At 60.5% G+C, this 19,672-nt stretch carries 16 protein-coding genes; 2 read left to right on the top strand and 14 right to left on the bottom strand.

Annotated elements, in window-relative coordinates:
• Window positions 1-160: 160 nt before the first annotated feature.
• The 9 genes from VGL22_RS03240 to VGL22_RS03200 form a co-directional block, all read right to left on the bottom strand.
• Window positions 161-883 (bottom strand): energy transducer TonB, encoded by a 723-nt coding sequence (locus tag VGL22_RS03240; RefSeq protein ID WP_465265442.1) that lies wholly within the window; start codon window positions 881-883, stop codon window positions 161-163.
• Between the two features lie 169 nt (window positions 884-1,052).
• Window positions 1,053-2,039 (bottom strand): protein translocase subunit SecF, encoded by a 987-nt coding sequence (secF, locus tag VGL22_RS03235; protein WP_465265441.1) that lies wholly within the window; start codon window positions 2,037-2,039, stop codon window positions 1,053-1,055.
• Between the two features lie 160 nt (window positions 2,040-2,199).
• Window positions 2,200-3,813 carry a protein translocase subunit SecD gene (gene secD, locus VGL22_RS03230; protein WP_465265440.1) on the bottom strand — a complete coding sequence of 538 codons (1,614 nt, stop codon included), beginning with the start codon at window positions 3,811-3,813 and terminating at the stop codon, window positions 2,200-2,202.
• A gap of 88 nt (window positions 3,814-3,901) precedes the next feature.
• The gene (yajC, locus tag VGL22_RS03225) at window positions 3,902-4,231 is read right to left on the bottom strand and encodes a preprotein translocase subunit YajC (protein ID WP_465265439.1); all 330 of its coding nucleotides are present in this window, start codon (window positions 4,229-4,231) and stop codon (window positions 3,902-3,904) included.
• Window positions 4,232-4,585: 354 nt separating this feature from the next.
• Window positions 4,586-5,215 carry a hypothetical protein gene (locus VGL22_RS03220; RefSeq protein WP_465265438.1) on the bottom strand — a complete coding sequence of 210 codons (630 nt, stop codon included), beginning with the start codon at window positions 5,213-5,215 and terminating at the stop codon, window positions 4,586-4,588.
• A gap of 208 nt (window positions 5,216-5,423) precedes the next feature.
• Window positions 5,424-6,893: an Asp-tRNA(Asn)/Glu-tRNA(Gln) amidotransferase subunit GatA gene (gene gatA, locus VGL22_RS03215; RefSeq protein WP_465265437.1), complete on the bottom strand. Its 1,470-nt coding sequence runs from the start codon at window positions 6,891-6,893 to the stop codon at window positions 5,424-5,426.
• Window positions 6,894-6,938: 45 nt separating this feature from the next.
• Complete coding sequence (gene gatC / locus VGL22_RS03210) at window positions 6,939-7,250, bottom strand: Asp-tRNA(Asn)/Glu-tRNA(Gln) amidotransferase subunit GatC (RefSeq protein WP_465265436.1); 312 nt, start codon at window positions 7,248-7,250, stop codon at window positions 6,939-6,941.
• A gap of 83 nt (window positions 7,251-7,333) precedes the next feature.
• Window positions 7,334-12,280, bottom strand: coding sequence for a choice-of-anchor D domain-containing protein (locus VGL22_RS03205; RefSeq protein WP_465265435.1), 4,947 nt, complete (start codon window positions 12,278-12,280; stop codon window positions 7,334-7,336).
• Between the two features lie 413 nt (window positions 12,281-12,693).
• The gene (locus VGL22_RS03200; RefSeq protein WP_465265462.1) at window positions 12,694-13,998 is read right to left on the bottom strand and encodes a deoxyribodipyrimidine photo-lyase; all 1,305 of its coding nucleotides are present in this window, start codon (window positions 13,996-13,998) and stop codon (window positions 12,694-12,696) included.
• A gap of 180 nt (window positions 13,999-14,178) precedes the next feature.
• On the opposite strand from VGL22_RS03200, the gene VGL22_RS03195 reads away from it, so the two are divergent.
• A complete protein-coding gene (locus tag VGL22_RS03195; RefSeq protein ID WP_465265434.1) occupies window positions 14,179-14,574 on the top strand; it encodes a DUF302 domain-containing protein in 396 nt (131 codons plus the stop codon).
• Between the two features lie 200 nt (window positions 14,575-14,774).
• A complete protein-coding gene (locus VGL22_RS03190; protein WP_465265433.1) occupies window positions 14,775-15,155 on the top strand; it encodes a hypothetical protein in 381 nt (126 codons plus the stop codon).
• 8 nt (window positions 15,156-15,163) lie between these two features.
• Here VGL22_RS03190 and VGL22_RS03185 read toward each other — a convergent pair whose 3' ends face one another.
• From VGL22_RS03185 to coxB, 5 genes are all read right to left on the bottom strand, one after another.
• Window positions 15,164-15,628, bottom strand: coding sequence for a hypothetical protein (locus tag VGL22_RS03185; RefSeq protein WP_465265432.1), 465 nt, complete (start codon window positions 15,626-15,628; stop codon window positions 15,164-15,166).
• Between the two features lie 151 nt (window positions 15,629-15,779).
• A complete protein-coding gene (locus tag VGL22_RS03180) occupies window positions 15,780-16,151 on the bottom strand; it encodes a cytochrome C oxidase subunit IV family protein (RefSeq protein WP_465265431.1) in 372 nt (123 codons plus the stop codon).
• Window positions 16,152-16,161: 10 nt separating this feature from the next.
• Window positions 16,162-16,914, bottom strand: coding sequence for a cytochrome c oxidase subunit 3 family protein (locus VGL22_RS03175; RefSeq protein ID WP_465265430.1), 753 nt, complete (start codon window positions 16,912-16,914; stop codon window positions 16,162-16,164).
• On the bottom strand, window positions 16,904-18,568 hold the full coding sequence (locus VGL22_RS03170; protein WP_465265429.1) for a cytochrome c oxidase subunit I: 1,665 nt from the start codon (window positions 18,566-18,568) through the stop codon (window positions 16,904-16,906). The genes VGL22_RS03175 and VGL22_RS03170 overlap by 11 nt, the downstream gene beginning before the upstream one ends.
• Entirely contained in the window at window positions 18,565-19,671 is a 1,107-nt protein-coding gene (gene coxB, locus VGL22_RS03165) for a cytochrome c oxidase subunit II (protein WP_465265428.1), read from the bottom strand. The genes VGL22_RS03170 and coxB overlap by 4 nt, the downstream gene beginning before the upstream one ends.
• Between the last annotated feature and the right edge of the window lies 1 nt (window position 19,672).

Below are 19,672 nucleotides of genomic sequence, written 5' to 3'. Positions count from 1 at the left end.
GAGACCCTGAAGAGGTGCAGGACTGACGCCCTAAAAGCACCCGCTACACCCTCAACTGTTCCGGAAATGCTGATGTGAGGAATACGGTCGGATAGAACCGCATTCAGGCCAAAAACGTGCGGCCCTTTTACGTTAGATGGGTAAAAGGGCCGCGGAGTTCTCATCCACCGAGGCTGAAGATCACATTGATTGTGGTTTCGACCTCGACGGGCTCATTATTCAGCAAGTACGGACGATACCGCCAAGTCCGCACCGCGTCCATAGCCGACTGCTGCAACATTGCCGGACCGCTGATGACACGCAGGTTCTCAATCGTCCCACTCTTGGAAATAGTCGCCTGCAGAACCACCGTACCGGAAACGCGCGCCGCCTTGGCGATCGGCGGGTAAACCGGCTGCGTCTTCTGAAGAATCATGCCCTGGGCCACACCAGCCGAGATGTTGACCTTCTTGGGGGCCTCGGCCTTTACTTTGGGAGCCGGGGTACCGGAGAACAGACCGCCAATCACACCACCGGCTGCTCCGCCCAGACCTTCCATTCCGGCGACACCAAAGCTCGACGGCGGCGCTTCTTTTTCCGCCACGTTCTTGATGTTCTTGGGAATCTTGGTGGGGGCGACGAGTTGGTTGTTCATCATCTCCGACTGCACATGGACAACGTGCACCGGTGCGGCCGGCGGCGGCGGCGGGGGCGGGGGCGGCGGAGGTGGCGGAGCCACCAGCAGCGTCGTCATCATCGCCTTCGGCAGCGCCTCGGGGTAGATCAGCGGAATCAGGATCAGAAGCACGAGAATCGAGCCGTTGATCGCAAACGTCGCGACCATCCAGTACCTGCTCTTGCTCTTGATCCTGCCGCCGGATTCAAATGTGGAATCTTCAAACATGGCCAGCCTCGAATTCGGGTGTTGGTTTCCACTTATTTAGACACCGAGGAGACGGCTAATGTTCCCGGCGCCCAGACTGCCTCAAACCAGTGCGTTCCAGCTATATCAGAAGCACGCTCTGTGGTGCAAAAAACCGCGGGAGAAACAACTCTCAAAACGACTGCGGGCCCTAGGTGCGGGCCCGCTTTGCTGCCGGAAGAACTACTGCCTTGCCCTGGCTCGCCCGCGACTCCTGCCAGGCCACCAGCATAGGCGCGGCAATTGCGATGGACGAATAAGTTCCGATGAGAATACCAACTACCAGGGCGAATGAGAAACCTCTTAATACCTGCCCGCCAAAAATATACAAGGACAGCACCGTCAGAAATGTCAATCCCGAGGTCAGGACTGTCCGGCTCAACGTCTGATTAATGCTGCGGTTCACTACCTCGGGCAGCGTTTCGCGACGGCTCAACCGCAAATTCTCCCGAATACGGTCGAAGACCACGATGGTGTCGTTCATGGAGTAGCCGACCAGCGTCAGGATGGCCGCGATGACCGTCAAGCTGATCTCCTGACCCGTCAGAGCGAAAAAGCCTACGGTGATCAGCGTGTCGTGGAAGCATGCCACCACGGCCGCCACACCGTAGATAAGCTGAAAGCGGAACCACAGGTAAACCAGCATGCCGAGGAGCGAGTAAAGCGTGGCCAGCAAGGCCTGCCGCACCAGTTGGTGGCCTACAGTGGGACCCACGACGTCGACCTTTACGCCATTCTTGGCGTCGAACGGATTGTTGTAGTGGGCCTGGAGCGCGCCGACGATTGCCTCTCGGCCCGCATCCAGCGAGTTCTCGTTCTTCTGCTCGGGCAGGCTGATCAGAACTTCATTGCGGCCGGCTTCGCCGCCGAAGGGCTGGATCTTAGCATCGCGGATCCCCGCCGCATCCACTGCCTGACGGATTGCGCCGATGTCAGGATGATTCTGGAACTGCACCTGCACCTCGGTGCCGCCGCGGAAGTCCACGCCGAGCGGTACAGGGCTGTGCAGGCCGTCCACCGTGTGCACCCAGTTATAGCCCATCTTCGCAATGCCGGCCACGCTGAAGACGAGGCTGAACGCGAGGAAGTACCACTTCTTGCCCAGCCAGTCGATATTTACGCCATGAAAAAATTCCACTTGAATCTACCCTTCCTGGAAAGGCAGGAATAGGGAGTAGCGAACAGGGAGTAGAACATCGCTTCTCTCACCCAACCCGCTTCCTTAGTTCCTGCTCATCAAATCTCGGTACCGGAGTGGGTTTTCCTATTCCCCACTCCCCAATTCCTGATCCTTGCACTTAAATCGACACCATCTCGCCGGCCTTCATCTTGTTCAGGTGCGCGTCAAAGATGGTGCGCGACACAAACACAGCCGTAAACAGGTTCGCCAGCAGACCGAACGTCAGCGTGGTGGCAAAGCCCTTCACCGGTCCGGTGCCGAACAGGAACAGAATCGCCGCCGAAACGATGGTGGTTACGTGCGTGTCCACAATCGTGATCCAGGCGTGCCCAAAGCCCTGCTCCACTGCCGCCGAGGCTGCTTTACCCGCCCGAATCTCTTCGCGGATGCGTTCAAAGATGAGCACGTTCGAGTCCACGCCCATACCGATGGTGAGGATCACGCCGGCGATGCCGGGCAGCGTCAGCGTTGCCCCCACCCAACCCATGAATCCCAGGAGGATCAGCAGGTTCAGAATCAGCGCCAGGTCGGCATTGATGCCGGAGCCCTTGTAGTAGACGAGCATAAAGCCCATGACCACCAGCATTCCCACAATCGCGGCGGTCACGCCTTCCTTGATGGAGTCGGCGCCCAGCGAGGCACCCACTGTGCGGGTCTCGATTTCGTTGAGGGACGCGGGGAGCGCGCCCGTCCGAAGCAGCTTCGACAGAGCCGCCACTTCGTCCTCATTGAAGCTGCCCTCGATGTCGCCCTGGTCGTGGATCGGGCTCTTGATGCTGGCCACTTCACGCACCGTGCCGCCCATGACTACAGCCATGTAGTTGCCGACATTGGCCTTCGTGTAGTCGTAGAACTTCTCGCCGGCGTCATTGGTGAGCGTGAAGCGCACCATGCGCTGGCCCGTGTCAGGATTTACCGAGGGATCCGCCGAGCGGAAGTCACTGCCGGCCACCACCGCCATGCGCTGCAGCACGTAGAACTCGTCGCCGCCCTGGCCGCCGATCCTGCTCGACGAGGGAACAATCACGTCCTCCGGCGGCAACGCTCCACCCACGCTCTGCAGTGCGGCCTGCTCGCTGGGGAAGGGAGACGATCCGACCACGGGGTGAATCTCGAGCCGCGCTGTCGACTGGATGATGCTCTTCACCCGGTCCAGATCGGAGATGCCCGGCAGTTCAACCAGAATCTGGTTCGCGCCCAGGTTGTACTCCTGGATCACCGGTTCGCTCACGCCGAGTGAGTCCACTCGGTCGCGGATCGTCTCGATGGCCTGCGCAACCGTACGCCGTTCCAGCTCCTGCTGCACATTCGGCTTCATTTTCAACGTCCATGTGCCGTTAGCGCTGCTCACGTCATACTCGGTGCCGTACTTGCTTTCGAGCGTGGATCGCACAGTGCTCGAAGCCGTGGGCGCCGTGCCCTCGATCACCACCGTCGAGGGCTGGTTCGGATCAGGCTTGGACACGCGGTTGAACACCAGATTTGCCTTGCGCAGGTCCTGCTGCACGCGCGCCACCAGGTTGTCGGTCTCCGCGTTCACCGCTTCTTTCACCTGCACCTGCAGGATCAGGTGCGCGCCGCCCTTGAGATCAAGACCCAAATGAATGCGGTTCGTAAGAGCGTCGGTGATCGCCTTGCCGCTGACCCCTTTGGGAATGCCGAAAATGCCATACAGGCAGATCAGCAGCACCGCAATGATCAGCCCTAGCCTGCCTTTGAGATTCTTCTTCATGGTTCCAATTCTCTTGTGTAATCGAGGTTGGAGCGCCGACAGCGCCCGATACTTTCACTGCAGTCCGCAGAATCCCCGGGCTTTGTTACTAGCCCGCTTCCTGCGTCGTTACTGAAGCAATCGAGCTTTTGGCAACTTCCATCTTGATGCCGTCCGGCGCCACCTTAATGATCACCGCGTCATCCTTGATGGAAAGGATGGTGCCGCGAATGCCGCCCGATGTCGTGATGCGGTCCCCGGACTTGATGCCCGACAGCATCTCCTGCCACTGTTTCTGCTTCTTTTGCTGCGGCCGGATCATCAGAAAATACATCACCGGGAGAATCAGCAGAATCGGCAGCATGGTAATCAAGCCGCCGCCGCCCGCGGGCGCAGCCGCGAAGATTGCCAAACTGGTTGCCGCCAACTGTGTTGCCACACTCATCCTTTACCGCCAGGCTTTCGCTCAGGCTGAAGCAGACCAAGGCTAAAGCCCGGTGCTCCCTTGAAATTTGTCTCCGGGAATGATTCTCACCCGCGTTACGGGTCGAGACGCGGCAAGAGGGGTGAGCAGACGCCAATTACGCATCCTAATCCATACCCCGCCACCGACGGCTTCCTGTTCGACACAGCTCCCCTCTGGAGGAACTCCGCATCCGGAAAACTGCGGCTTTCACTCACGTTTTGCCGGACGAATCCCCAGAAGGATGCCTGTCAAGATAAGATACGCGGAGCCTAGGGCGTGTCAAGAAGACGGCGCAAGCCAAACCTGCGACTTTCGCGTCTTTGCTCATCATTGAGCTTGATTCTTCTTGCCCGCCTGGGCCTCCGCCTCGTCCGCCGAATCCTCGACCAGCACCGCCGATCCCGCCACAATCTCGAAGCTCACGGCGTCCTTTCCCGCAGGACGAAACGTCACCCGGAGCGGATCCCGCTGCCACTCCGGCTCGTCACAAACCGGCCCTCCCGCCCCTTCGAATCCTTCCAGTTTCCTGCTCAGCACCGGCTTGCGGGCCGCCAGTTGGGCGACCACCGCATAGAGATTTTTTCCGGTGGAAGTCAACCCGCAGTATGCGCCGTAATCGCGAAACCAGCTCACGTGGCTCACGCCGGGATCGTAGTCAGGCAGCTTCAGGGCCAGCACATGCCCTGTGGTCCGGTCAACCAGCAGCCACGGCCCACGCTGCCAAACCCAGCGGTTTTGCGCCGCCTTCTCCCCGGGCAATTCATCATTAAGACGAATTGCCCGCCGCACCACAAAACTGCGCGCCGTCACCTCATGGGCCTCGCCGGTGGTCCACTCTTTTACATCGCCATCCACCACCAGCGGCCGGATCTTCAAGGAGTCCTCTCCTGCCATCGCCCCCGCGGGGTCACCAACCTTGGAGTACGGCACCTTCTTCACCGCCCCCAGACCTACCATGTGGACCTTCCTGGGTGCAGCATCGGCAACAGAGATGGTTAAGAGGGATGCGGCCAGCGCACCAATCATGAGACAGAAAACCGGGACCACGCGCATCGCGAGTCATACCCTTCTCGACCTCACTCACGGGGAAAGACGATCTGCACCGCAGTTACTGCTTCAAAGCTTCTTTGATCACCGACACCAGACAATCTGATCACCGCAAGTCTTACAGCCCGGCTGCCTCCACCGCTCGCGCCACCCTGAACGCCGTGGACTCCTGCAAATGACTTGAGAGCACCTGCATCCCGACCGGCAGTCCCTTCGGCCCGCTCCCGCCTGAAGTCGTCCCGCACGGAACTGAAACTCCGCAGATTCCTGCCAGGCTTGCCGTCACCGTGTAGATATCGGCCAGATACATCGACAGCGGATCGCCGGTCTTCTCGCCGAGCCTGAATGGCGGCATCGGCGAAGTCGGCGTCACAATCGCATCTACCTCGGCAAACGCGCGCAGAAACTCCTCCGCCAGCAATCGCCGCACCTGCTGCGCTTTGCCGTAATACGCGTCGTAATAGCCCGCTGACAGCGCATAGGTGCCGAGCAGAATGCGCCGCTTTACTTCGGCGCCAAATCCCTCGTCGCGCGAACTCCGGTACATCGCGCTCAGCGTCTCCGCTGTATTCGAGCGGTGCCCATAGCGCACACCATCAAACCGCGCCAGGTTCGCGCTGGCCTCCGCCGTGGCGATCAGGTAATAAGTCGGAATCGCATACTTCGTATGCGGCAGCGAGATCGGCTTGATGCTGCATCCGGCCGCCTTCAGCGAATCGATTCCCTTCTCGATCTGCGCGCGCACGTCCGCATCCAGCCCCTCGGCAAAATATTCCGCCGGCACACCGATGCGCAGGCCCTCGGCGCCAATGTCACTCTCCGCCGCATAATCCGGCACCGGCTGCGGCGAGCTCGTGGCGTCCATCAGATCGTGCCCCGCGATCACGCCCAGCAGCGTGGCAGCGTCGCGTACATTTGCCGCAAAAGGGCCAATACGATCCAGCGACGACCCGAAAGCAATCAGCCCGTACCGCGACACGCGTCCCCATGTGGGAAGCACACCAACCACGCCGCAAAAACTCGCCGGCTGCCGGATGGACCCGCCGGTATCCGTGCCGAGCGTGGCCACTGCCATGTTCGCCGCCACAGCCGCCGCCGAGCCGCCGCTCGACCCACCCGGAACCCGCTCCGGATCCACTGGATTCCGCACGGGGCCGTACGCCGAGTTCTCGTTCGACGATCCCATCGCAAACTCATCGCAGTTCAGCTTCCCCAGCAGAACCGCCCCAGCCTCTTCGAGGCGCGCCACCGCCGTGCAGTCGTACGGCGGCTCATATCCCCGCAGAATTTTCGACCCCGCGGTCGCCGGAATTCCGCGCATTGTCAGCACATCCTTGATGCCCACCGGCACGCCTGCCAACACCGGCAGCGGGTCGCCCTTCGCCGCCATCGCATCCACGCGGGCAGCCTGCTCCATCGCGCGCTCTTTCGACAGGCTCAAGTACACGTTTAGCTGCGGATTGACCGCCGCAATGCGGTGGTAATAGGCCGCGGCCAGATCGGCAGCCCTGGTCGCGCCGGACTCAATTCCGCAACGCATTTCAGCCAGCGTCTTCGGCTTTTCCGCAAATGTTTCAGCAGTCTTCATCGGCTGACCCGGCACCTGCTCCTTGTTGTTCCCAACTGCTTGCCTCTATCTCTCAATCACCTTCGGCACCTTGAAGAACGTTCCATCCGTCTCCGGGGCCTGCGCCATTACTTCGCCGCGGTTCAATGAGGCGCGCAGAACATCCACGCGCAACTCCCCTGCTCCGCCCGCGCCCTCCAGTTCCGTCACCTGCGACAAGGGCGCAACGCCAGTCGTATCAAGCTGGCTGAGTTCCGCCACATAGTCCAGGATGGCGTTCAGATCCCTGACCATGCCAGGCTTCTCTTCCGGCGCCAGTTCCAGGTTGGCCAGCTCCGCAACCCGCTCCACATCCTGAACTGTAACTTGATCCGCCATTCGTACGCTCCGCTTGAAGCTCAGTATAGCGGGAGGCCTGCTCTTCTCCGCTGACAGCGCTGACTTCGCCGGCTCCGCTCTATCTAGTCCACCACCAGCGTGAGATTCACCGCATGCTGCACGCCGTTCGAAGTGATCGTCACAGGGATCGTGTAGCTGCCCGGCGCCACGTTATGCTTGGTCGGCGGAGGGGGCGTGCTTCCACCGCCGCCGCCAGCGCCCGCACAACTGGCGACTGCCCCCACGCACAGGGCAAGCAACATCGCGAGCCATAGCCCACGCCGTCTTCGCCACGCCAGCGGGACCAGCAACAATCCAAACCCAAACGACACCGGCACCACGGCTCTGCGCCACGCCGGCCACTCCAACTCAGCCGAGTTTTGGGACGTTGTAACCTGCACTACAACCTGCCCCGGCACGTTCGCAGCAATCGAGAGGCTGGATGGATTGAAAGCGCACGCTGCGTACTGCGGAAGCGCGCCACACTGGAACGTGAACGTGCTCCCCGATCCAACCCGCGACTCCACGGCAAGCGTGTAGCTCGCCGTCTGCCCACTGCTCACCGTCTGGCTCGGAGACCCCGACATGGTCGACGTGAAGTCATATCCCGTCCCAGAAAGTGGAACCACCAAGCTGGCCGGTAGTTCAGTCGCCGTAATCGACAACGTCCCCAGAATCGATCCCGCCACTGCAGGTGTGAACACAACGTTCGCCGTGCACTGTGCATTCGCTGCAAGGGACGCCACACACGTGGTGCTCGCAATTCGGAAGCTCGACGAAGTGGTCAGCGCGAATTGGCTCAACGCCACCGAAGGGCTGGTATTCGTCAGGGTTACGGTAATGGCACTGCTTGTCGTCCCTACACCGGCAGTGGGGAAACTCACCTGAGCGGGTTGTGCGTACAATCCGCCCGTCAATCCGCCCGTACCGCTCAAGGCCACCGTAGCCGGCGTAAGCACGGACGTCGACGCGACAGCCAGTGCGCCGGTCAGAATGCCGGTCTCCCTGGGCGTGAAGAGGACCTTCGTTGTGCAGCTTGCCCCGCCCGCCAGCGTCCCTCCGCACTGGTTCTGCGTGAGGCTGAACGGCCCCGCCGCTGTCACTGTCAGCCCCTCCGCACTCGTCTGCCCGGTGTTCGTCACCGTCACCGTTTGCGCGTCGCTCCTCTGTCCCAATGCGGTCGCACCAAAGATCAATTGCGAGGGCTGCGCTCTCAATCCCGCGGCAGATTGCCCATTTCCGCTGAGCGGCACGTTCGCCGGCTGCACCTGGGCGGTCGAAGAAGTAACGGTGAGCGTTGCCACCGCAGTGCCGCTCGCGGTGGGTTTGAAGGTCACCTGCACCGTGCAGCTTTTGCTCTTGTCCAGCGTGGCCCCGCAGGTCGTCGTCCCGCGGGCGAAGTTCGCCGCCGACGGCCCCGAGAGCTGAAACCCGACATCGCTCATCGCAGCTCCGCCCGTGTTGCTGACTGTCAGGGTCAGGGGAGCGCTCGTCACGTCCACCGGCTGAGCGTCAAACGTAAGGCTCACCGGACTCACGGAGATTGTCGGCGGCAGCAGGCCGGTGCCTGAAAGCGCCACCGTCTGGGTGTGCAGAATATCTGTTACGGTCAGGGTTCCCGTCTGCGCGCCGGTGGCCGTCGGCAGATAAACCACATCAATCGAGCACGACGCGTTAGCCACCAGTTGCGTCGAGCAGTTATTTGTCTGGAGAAAAGGCGCGCTCACCGTCACCGCAATCCCCGTGAGCGGATTCCCCCCGCTATTAGTCAAAGTCACGGTTTGTGCGGTCGACTTCACGCCTTTGATGGTGGCAGGAAAACTCAGCGACTCCGGACTCAACCCATCCCCCGGCGGCGCCGTACCCGTCCCCGAAAGCGTCACCGTCTGCGTGCCCGCCGCGTCCACCATTGTGAGGGCACCGCTTGCCGCGCCGGTTTCAGCGGGCTTGAAATTCACTACGATCTGGCAATCCGCATGCGCGGCAAGCTGGGCCGCGCAGCCGTTTGTGGCAATCACGAAAGGTCCCGTAACTGTCACGCTGCTGATCGAAACCTCGGCACCGCCCGCGTTTTCAGCGGTAACCTGCCTGTCCTCGGAAGTGGCGCCCGTTTCCACGTCGCCAAAATCGAGAGTTGCCGGCTGCAGGTTCACCTCAGGCGCCGCCACTCCTGTACCGCTCAGCCCGATTGTTATGTCACCCCCGCTCAGATTCCCGCGGATCGTAAGCTGGCCCGTCCGGCTTCCCATCCGCGTGGGCGAGAACGTCACCTGGATCGTGCAACTGGCGTCCACATCGATGCTTAATCCTTCGCAGTTGTTTATCTTGGCAAAGTCCCCCGTCACCGTGACCAGCGCGGGCGTCAGGGCGATCGGCAGGGTGTTAGTCAACGTAATCGTTTTGGCATCGCTGGTGGTTCCCTGTCCTTGATCTGCAAACGCCAGCGAGGCCGGCGATACGGTCGCAGTGGTCATCTGCTGCCCCGCCGTCAGCAGAGGAACCTGCCAGATGCCCCGCCCATACGTTCCCGCCACCAGCACGTTTGGCTTCGCAGCCGCAGGGGAGGCGCTCAGCGTGATCACCGGCGACAGCGGCAGCCCGGTTCCATAGGCAAACCAGCATTTCACGCCGTCGTCGCCGCATGTAGAGGCAGTCTGAGTGGCGTACACGCCGACATCGCTCGCCACGTAAACCGTGTTTGCGTCCACTGGATCCACCACCAGTGCATTGGCGGGCGCATAAGGGTGATTCGACGTGATGTTCTGCCAGTGCGCTCCTGCGTCGGCAGATCGGTAAATTGTTCGAATGGGGAGCGGATTCGCAAAGCCAGTGATCGTCACGTAGACCGTTTTTCCGCTCGTGTCGTGCGGGTCGACCGTGATGTTCGAGATATCCAGGCTGTACGCGTTGAATACGGTGCTGTCGTTGAGCACAGGGCTAAAGGTCAGCTCTGTCCAATCCGACCACGTGCCGCCAGAATTCATTGTGGCTTTCAGCAAGTGGCCACCCAGGTTCGCTCCGCCGTCCTGGCTTCCGAACGTCCCCGCGTACACCACCTCTCCGCCCCCGGCAAGCGCCATAGCCGCCACGGATCGTATCAGGGCGTTGCCCGAGCAATAACTCCCGCTGGTTCCGCTGCCCAGCATCGATGTGATCGCATTCGCCGAGGTCCATCCGCCGCCACCGACCGAACCCCGCCACAATCGGCATGTGGCCACAATCAACTGATCGTGATCCAAAGGATCTACCAGGAACGGAGCCGGTTGGGTCATGGTGAGACCGTCGCTGCCAACGTCCGCATTCGACACCACCGACACGTCTCCAAAGCTCGCCTGCGTGCATGCGTCGGCACTCGAACACAAATGAATTGAGACCCCCGCGCCGTTGTTCACATACCACCTGTCGGGAGCCGCGCCGTCGATCGCCACCGGGCCGCCTTCACCGCTCAGAATCTGCGGCCACTGAGCCACCGGTGCACTCGTGCTCTTCACGCCTGCCGTTCCGTTCGCGCCCAGACCAGCCATAAGCGTGTATGGCGACGCCACCACCTGGGACATGGTTTCCACTTCGGCCAGCGAGCCAATAGCCCCATTCAGATTCTGGAAATGATCGGCGTCGCTCGACGAGCACGCCGGCCCTGTCTCGCTGATGCCGTCTTCCGATCGCCAGAGGCCGCTGTCGTTTCCAATCATCACCTCCAGTGGATTTGCCGTGTTCCACTCGATCGCATGCTGATACTCGCCCACGTGCGCGCTCATACATTTCGTCGAATTGGTCACATTGCGCCACGTGCATCCGTCCCGAAGGCTGCACTTCCATAAATCGTTAGCGCCCGCCAGCAGCACGGTGTCCGTGTCGGAAGGGAGCGCGGCCAAAGCCAGGTCATAGTCGCCATTCGGAACCGTGTGCACGCCTTGGGTCGTGGCGCTCTGCAAGGAAGACGTGCTCACCTGGTTAGCGAAGGCAATCGTTGTATTCGCGCACGAATCGCCGCTGGCGGCGCAGGCATCTCGCCATAACCCCTGATCCTGGTTGTTCTCATCGACCGTCCACGCAAACGTATCGCCGGTTTCAGGATTTACCGCCAGCGCGCCGCGAAAGATTGGGCACGCGGGAGAGCCAATCGAGCCAGAATTGGTCGGACACAGCGCGGAAGTGAGCCGACTGCCCGGCTGAAATGCCAATCGGGTCCAGGTCACCCCATCAGCCGACTGGTAATACCCGTGAAAGCGCACCGATGCTATGAACAGCTTTCGGAAGCGATTCCAGACTACGGCCGTGGCCGCATTGCCCTCAATACCGGCAAACGCGTCTACCGGGCCCTGCACATCGAGCCCACCGCCATCCGTAATGGTGGCCAGATGCCAGTGCTGCCCGGCATCCTTTGAGTAGTACAGTCCCAAGTAGCTGTAGTTCGGCAGCCCGGCGTGCACCAAAGAGCCCTCGAACGATTGGGAAACCGCAGCCACAACCACCTGCGGATCCAAGGTGCTCCACGAAAACCCCGCAAACCCCTCTCCGCGAAAGCCATGGTCAACCGTCGAAAGCCCATCCATCTGGTCGGACGTGCCGCTGATCAGCTTCCAAGTCTTACCCGAATCGTCAGACCGGAGAAGCCCGGCTCCATAATATGAATCGAGCGCATCGTTCGGGTCACCGGTGCCCGCCAGCACCACTCCGGTGCCCCCAGGCTGCACCGTCAGGGCTCCGATGCTGATCGAGGCGTCGATGGCTGTCGCCAAGACCGAGGGCCGATCAGTCAGCGGCATGAACTTTACATCGGTGGCCTGAGCGGTGGCCGCGTTCGTGCTCAACCAGACCCCACCTCCGGTGGTTCCCACATACAGGGTGTTCCCGGTGCTGTCAGCCGGATCAAGCGCCAGCGAGGACACGCGCCCTGTCACCTGTCCAAAGCTTGGAGTGGCCACCGTCGCCGGCCCCAGCGCTTCCCAGGTCGCGGATGAGTCGGCTACCTGCGGTTGTGCCGGGGCGGCCACCCCAGTCATCCGCCGGCGAGGAATGGTGTGCATGGCCAGAAACCGCCGGGCGGCGGCGACCCGGGGTGGAACCGAGTTCGCACCCCGATTTGGCGCAGCACTCTGCTGTCCCGGGGCTACGCAGCACCACCCGAGGACCGCGGCCCAGGACACCACCAGCAATGCCGCATGCTTGCGATTGCAGACGGGTGTCTGGGGTCGGCATTCCCCCCTCGCCGCGGAAGAATTCAGTCTTTGAGCGCCCATGGGTCCTTGCATGCCGGGTCGCCACCGCCCCGCCGCCGGTCTGGGCATTGAGGTTGAGGCGCTCGAAAGATTAGCGCCCTCTGCGGTGCGTGAATTTGAAACCCGGAAAGTTGGCCCATTTTAGGACAGCGAAACGGAGCCCGCCTGTGATGCCCGCTACATCTGTGAGCCTGCTCACAAAGTTGGCCGGCGTGACGGTGCTACAGCGGGAACAGGGCTTCGTTCTGCCTCACATACTTCTCCGAATCGAACTTTCTCCCCGTCGACGCCCCCGACATGTAACGGACCGTTCCGAAGATTGGTCGATCGAACCAGGGGCGATCGTGCTTCCCCACGATAGCCCAGGCTATCCCGGCGTATCCATTCGGGTCCCGTCCATCCAGCTCGTACTTGTCGTTCAGAACCACTGCCCAGTCAAACGCGGTTGCGGGATTTGGCGCCCACTCCAAAATCTTTTTGGCCCAGTACATACGCATGTAGTTGTGCATCCAGCCGTCTCGAACCATTTCCATCTGTGCCGCGTTCCACAGCTCGTCGTAGGTATGCCCCTGTTCGAGTTCGGAAAGGGAATACCTTCGCGGCCGCAGATCGCCCGCATGCTCCTCCAGCGTGCGACGCGCCCAAGGGTCGGCGCACTCCCAGGAATCGTAGCGCTCGTTGTGCCGCACAAACAGTACACTCAGCTCCCGCCACCCAATTAACTCATTCAGATAGCTCTCCGACGCGCTTGCCCGAGCTTTGCCTTGTTCCACTGCCCGGTTGACCTCCAGAGCGATCCTGACCGGCGCAATATTTCCGAAATGCAGATAAGGCGAAAGCCGGCTGGTGCCCTTTACCTCAGGCCGGTTGCGCTTGTCCTCATAGCGCGCCAGTTCACGATCTGCGAACTCAGCGAGCCGCAATCGGGCCGCCCGGGCGCCGCCGGTGAACGTGTCTACCGGCCCTACTGAACGGTCCAGCTTAGTGAACCCCAGAGTAATGTCTTCGGCCTCCGGATAGCTCTCGATGCGCTTCTCCGGCGCCCAGACCCGCTCTGGCTTCAGGTTCTCGGGCTTTACAAGGAATTTTGGCAGCTCGCGTTTCAGGTGAGGCCGGAAATGATGCAGCAGGAAGTAGGTCCTTCCGAAAACCCGGGAGGGCACCACCACGTCTGCGTCCACCGTCCAATATGGAATCCTGAGCTTTTTCGCCAGTACCCGGCGCCACCGCTCCGGCTCCCGGCAGGGGTTCTCATCGCCCACCAGCATGGCGGCGTTCACTTCCTCCAGAAACCGCTCCAGAGAGCCATCCGGATGCCGCCGCAGCACAAACCCGACGCCGCGCTCAGCGGCCTCCGAAGCCACATCGCGCAGTCCTTGCGCCATGAAGTGATAGTGGCGCAGGTTGGCATGCGGATAGTTGGGGATGACAGAAAAGAACACCACCACCGGCAGACCCAGCTGATTCCCCGCCGCAATCGCAACATCCAGAGCGGCGTTATCTTCGATGCGCATAGACCGCTGCATCCAGTAGACAACGCAACGGCCATCCCGTCGCGGCGCCCCGGCCCTGCGTACCGCCACGCGGGGATGTTCGGTCAAACGCTCTAGATCCGCGGGTATGCCTTCGCACCGGTTCAATCAGAAACTCCCAGCATCCTCGCGCCTAACCGTACATCCCATCGTTACGTCCCGAGGGAGGATCCCGTGGAACCAATCTTTAGAAACGGCATCCAGAGCCGTCCCAGCAAGCACAGCGTCAATGAAACCGTCGCCCGGATCCGGACGACTCTTGAAGCCAAAAAGGTGACGGTTTTCGCCATCGTCGATCACAGCGGCGAAGCGTTGAAAGCGGGCCTGCAGATGCCCGACACGAAGCTCATCATCTTCGGCAATCCGGCAGCAGGAACCCCTCTGATGCTCTCCGCACCCAGTACTGCCCTCGATCTTCCACTCAAGCTCCTGGTTGCAGAAGACTCGAAGGCCCAAGTCTGGGTTTCCTGGAACGCCCCGGATTATCTGCGCGAACGCCATGGGTTCAGCTCGGATCTTGTCGGAAACATCGGCGTCGTTGAAAAGATCGCCACGGAGGCCGCCTCCTGAAGCATGGACGTCCCCGTGGCAGTTGATCCTGCAAAGTACTCTTCTTTCATTGTCTGTCTGCGTGGCGCTGACTGGGATCAAGTTTCGAGCGCGGTTTTGCCCATTGAAAATCTTGGCGCGTAGGGTATCACGCAATGAAAGTCTCTTGTTGAGCACTCCCCTGCGCCAGTTCATCCACGCGGATGATATGCTGCAGCGGAATGGAGACTCCAGCGGCTCAATCAGAAACTGCGCAGCGTCGGATCGCGCTGCAACACGCAGAAATCCAGACCGACGCCACGAGCGTGCGACGGACAGCTCAGTTCACTGACGGCTCCAGGGGCGCCGTCACCATGCACTGGACCGAGGTGACGCGAGTGGCCGCGTTCCAGCGTGATGTTGTCACCCATCCCGTCGCCTGCGTTGCTGTGAGCGTCCCGGGGAATGTAGTTGTCCTTGACGAGTCGATGCGCGGCTGGCAGTCACTCCTCGAAGGCCTGTCCGCACACATCATCGGCTCCGCGAGATTCGCGGCCTGGTCCGCATCCGTCGCTCGCCAGGGATCCGACGCGCACTGGACCGTTCTCTTCCCTGTCGGCTGATAGAGACGTCAGGGTTGAACCGGAGGCTCTGACCACACTCGTTCCAGCTCGATTGGCTGCGCATTGGCCGGCGCACCCGCGCCCTCAATCTTAAGCGTCGCCCTGGTCTCGGATTTCAGCGTCATTGCCCATTCGATCTCGTCCGCCCCGTCCTTTTCCACGATGTGCAGTACCTGTCCCTCCAAGACAGTGCGCACCACCGGCGATGTGCCTGTCCGCGCATCAGCCCGCGTGATTCGCCCCTCCTCATTCATCCCCAGCGACTCATTGGTGAGGCTGCCTGTCAGCCGCCCGTCCTGTTCTTTGAGAATCATGGTGGCAAAGTGCTTCTCTTCGAACATCAGGTTCCACGTCCCGGCAAAGCTGCGCAGAGCCGGCAGCGCCGACGCACCCTGTGCGTAGACCATCGGCTCATTCAGCATCGCAGGGCCGGCACCCAGCAGTCCCGCAGCGCCCAGCGCGACTATCAGCAACCCTCTCCGGCCTCTATGCATATGCACCTGCGCCGCAAACACCCTGAGCATACGCCTCGCCGCCGCCCATCTCCACCCTTAAATCAACACAAACAGAAAGGCCGCCATCCGGCGGCCTCAACTCTGTAACTGTGTCTGTCGTTCCGTTCCCCTACCACCGTCCCCACGCGCGCGTCGTGTAGTCCGCCAGCGTCAGAGCAATCAGCACCAGGAAGGTGAACAGCCCTGAGAACACCGTTAGCTTAGTGAGCTTCGAACTGTACTTCACGTGCATGAAGAACAGCACCACGAGGGACGCCTTGAAGCAGGCAATGGCCAGCGCCACAACCGGGTTGAACGCCCCCATGTCCCAAAACGAGGCCCAGACCGTGAGGCCGGTCATCACCAGCAGGGTTGCTCCCACAATCATGTACACGGTGGGCGGCACAACATGGTTCATCGAGTCGTGCACGTCCTGCTCGCCCGGATCGTGGTCGTGCCCGGTGCCGGAATGGTGCTGCATATCATCGTTATGTTTGCTCATGGTCGCGTCCTTATGGGTGCCTGCTGATCAGATACAGCAGCGGGAACAGGAAGATCCAGATGATGTCGACAAAGTGCCAGTAAAGGCCAAAGTTCTCTACAAACGTGATATGGCCGGTCGTGTACGCATCGGCTCGAGCCCTGATGATCATGTACCCCAGCAGGCAGATACCGATAATCATGTGCAGGGCGTGCATGCCCGTCATGGCGAAGTACAACGAGAAATACAGCTCGGTGTGCCGCGCCATGCCGACATCCAGCGCCTTATCTTCGGGATACTTGTCGTGAACCTCTTTGTCTGACGCAGGATTGGTGAACGACTGCAGGCTGTAGTGCAATCCCGGAACGTGGTGCTTCTCGAATTTCTCGCTGTACTCGATGTACTTGATTCCAAGGAAGACCAACCCCAGCACAAACGTCAGCACCAGGCACAGCACCAGGCCGCTCTTTTTCCGCATCTCCGCGCACCACACGCCCATGGCCATGGTGAACGACGACGTGATCAGCACGCCCGTATTCAGCGTTCCCCAGAAGATGTTCAGCTGGTGCGACGCAACAACGAAGGCTGGGTAATACCAGTTCCGGAAGATCAGGTAGGAGGTAAACAGCCCACCGAAGAACATGATTTCCGTCAGCAGGAAAAGCCACATGGCGAAGGCGGTGGTGTCCACCTGCTGTTCCATGCTTGCAAAGTGGTGCTTCTGATACGGCGGGTGCTCGTGCGCCGTATGTGCGCCATGAACCGTCACGGTGCTATCCGACACTGGTTACCTCTTTCTCTTTTTTCTCGAGCCACTCATAGTCGTACGCGTCGTGATCCACGATGGGGATTTCAGGGAAGTTTTCCGTCAAAGGCGGAGACTGAATCTGCCACTCCAACCCCGTTGCCTGCCAGGGATTATCGCCGGCGATCTCGCCATACTTCAGCGACCACGTGAGATACAGAATGGGAAGCAGGTAGCCCACACCAAGGATGGTTGCGCCCGCGGTGGAGAACACGTTCAGCACCTGGAACTCAGGCGGGTATGCCGCATAGCGCCGCGGCATGCCCAGCGTCCCCAGCAGGAATTGCGGGAAGAACGTGAAGTTGAACCCGATGAACGTAATCAGTGCCGCGAGCTGCGAAATCTTTTCGGGATACATGCGTCCCGTCCACTTCGGCCACCAGAAGTGAATGCCCGAAAGGAACGCCATCAGCATGCCGCCCACCATCACAAAGTGGAAGTGCGCCACGATGAAGTATGTTTCGGTCAGATGGATGTCGGTGCCGGTCGACGCCAAAAACACGCCCGTCAACCCGCCGATTGTGAACAGCCCCATGAACCCGAACGAATACAGCATCGGCGTCTCAAAGGTGATCGAACCCTTGTACAGCGTGAACGACCAGTTAAAAATCTTGATCGCCGAAGGCACCGCCACCAGCATCGTCAGCAGGCTGAACACGAGCGTGGAGTAATTCGAAACGCCCATGATGAACATGTGGTGTTCCCAGACGAAGAACGCGAACACGGCAATCGCCACGGAACTGAACGCCACCGCCGTATACCCAAACACGCGCTTGCGGCTGAAGGTGGACACAACCTCTGAGATAACTCCCATGCCCGGTAGAATCATGATGTACACGGCCGGGTGCGAGTAGAACCAGAACAGATGCTGGAACAGGATTGGGTCTCCGCCCTTGGACGGATCGAACACGCCTATTCCAAACGCGCGCTCCAGAACCACCAGCACCAGCGTGATCGCCAGAACCGGAGTGCCCAGCACCATCAGGACGCTGGCCGCATAGTTCGACCACACAAACAGCGGCAGCCGGAACCAAGTCATCCCGGGCGCGCGCATTTTGTGAATCGTGACGATGAAGTTCAGCCCCGTGAATACGGAGCTGAATCCCGCCACGAAGATCGCCAGCCCCGTCGTGATCACGTTGGTGTTCACGTAGTGCGTGGAGAGCGGCACAGTAAATGTCCAGCCCGTATCCACGCCGCCCGTGATCATTGAGTACAGCACCATCACGCCTGCAATCGTGTAGAGATACCAGCTCAGCAGGTTGACCTTCGGAAGTGCCAGATCCTTGGCGCCAATCATCAATGGGATAAGGAAGTTGCCCAGTGTGGCGGGCACGCTCGGCACCAGGAACAGGAACACCATGATGATGCCGTGCATTGAGAACACCTTGTTATAGGTGTCCGCCGCCATCAGATCGCTTTGCGGCGTCAGCAGTTCCAGCCGGATAAGGCCGGCCAGCGAGCCGCCGATCGCGAAGAAGAACGTAATTGAGATCAGGTAGAGCGTCGCAATGCGCTTGTGGTCACCCGTAAGGAGCCAGCTCATCAGGCCGTTCTCCTTCGTCAGGAAATTGACCTTCGGGATCCTGGCCGTGGACTGGTCGGGAAGTCTAATGATTGTATCGGTGCTCATCGTTTCACCACTCCCTGGCTTGAAGGCGCCTGCTTTGCGGTCCCCGCCCCGCCGGCTCCCTGGCCCGCCGGTGTTGCCTTGCCCTCGGATTCCGGCAGCAAGGTGCTTGTATTCAGCGTCTGCTCAACGCGGTAATTCGTGTTCAATGATTTGATATATTCCACCAGTGAGATCACGCCGTCTTCGCTGATCTGGCCCTGGTAGGTTGGCATGATCGGCGCAAATCCCTGCGTCACGTGATCCGAGGGATTCAGGATTGCATCTCTCAGATACGCCTCATCCGCAAGCTGTGTGCCGCCGCTCGCCAGCGTCAGGTGCGACCCATACACGCCCGCCAAACTCGGGCCGCGGGCGCCCGCCTGCCCATTGTGGCAGGCATTGCAGCTGAGGCTGGCAAACAGCCGCTCGCCGTTCTGCGCCAGGCTCATGCCGCTGGTCGATTCCGACAGCCACTTCTTGTAGTCGTCCGGCGTGAGCACCACAATGTCACCAATCATGGCCGAGTGGTTGGTGCCGCAATACTGCGTACAGAACAGGTGATATGTGCCAGGCGTCGTGGCCTCAAACCACACATTGGTGTAGCGCCCCGGAATCGCTTCGCGCTTTACGCGAAATGCCGGGATGGAGAAGCTATGAAACACATCCTGCGAAATCAGCGTCAACTGAACCGCACGCCCCGTGGGAACATGCAGGGAGTTGATCTCGTGCTGGCCGCCCGGATGCTCTGCCTTCCACATCCACTGCTTGCCCACCACATAGATATTCATGGCGTTCGCCGGGGGCGTGTAGATGCGGAAATAGATCAGTGCGCCCCATACAAACATGATCAGAAACAAGCCGAGCGGAATGATCGTCCAAGTCGCCTCAAGCAGCGTCGAGCCTTCGATCTGCACGGCGACCGGGTGACGCTTCTTGCTGTACAGGATCGAGAAGCTGACCAGCAGCAGGATCACTATCGTGAGCCCCACCAGGCTGACCAGGACCATGAAGAAGTACAGCGCGTCCATCTGCGGCGCAATCTTCGACGCCTCCGGCGGAAACAGCGCGAAGTTCGTCATCCATTTGACGAGGAATTGCCAGAGTACTTGGCTGATGTGATCCATT

This window comes from Occallatibacter sp. (genome assembly GCF_036502485.1).
GTDB lineage: Bacteria > Acidobacteriota > Terriglobia > Terriglobales > Acidobacteriaceae > Telmatobacter.
Note: the sequence above shows the minus strand (reverse complement) of the source record. Positions and strands in the feature narration are given on the sequence as shown.